Raw genomic sequence first — 574 nt, 5'->3', positions numbered from 1 at the left:
AGGAGCGGCATGAGACCACCACCGCCACGTGGTCGTACGGTGCCGTCTGGGCCCACAGTTGCGGCAGTCGGCTGCGCCATCTGCCGGGATCCTCGGCATCGTTGAGCGCGTCGATCATCAGCAGAAAGCGAGTGTTGGACGCCGCTGCGGCAGCATCCAGCGCCTGTAGCAGCACGGTGTGTGGCACATCCCCCAAACCCAGTTGCCGTGCGATCTCCGTCAGCGGGTCCTCGGCCGCCATCAGCTCGCCGAAGACCGTCACTGCGGGCCGTCCCGCCGCAAGTGCCCGGCGCGTGGCGTCGACCAGCAGATGCGTTTTGCCCTGTCCTGCTTCGCCCAGCAGCACCCATGCCTTGGCCTCCGCTGCGCGTGCCCCGTCCGACCAGCATAGGTCAGACAACTGATCGAGCGTCATGAACAGACGACGGGCCGTTGAGCGGAAGGCGCTTTTCCACGACGCGGAGGCGGTGAGCTCATACAACTCGGTCTGCACGGTGGCGAACTCATACGCCGGCACAGACAATACTTCGGCTGCTGAGAGCAAACCAGCGGCGGCGAGACCCGCCGCGCCGAC

General features: G+C 66.4%; 1 protein-coding gene. It reads right to left on the bottom strand.

The annotated features are described in order from the left end of the window. A partial coding sequence (locus ACFWI9_RS34215; RefSeq protein ID WP_387169187.1) for a hypothetical protein occupies positions 1-574 on the bottom strand: 574 nt, incomplete at both ends.

The sequence above is a fragment of the Streptomyces sp. NPDC127084 genome, assembly GCF_042724175.1.
Lineage (GTDB): Bacteria > Actinomycetota > Actinomycetes > Streptomycetales > Streptomycetaceae > Streptomyces.
Note: the sequence above shows the minus strand (reverse complement) of the source record. Positions and strands in the feature narration are given on the sequence as shown.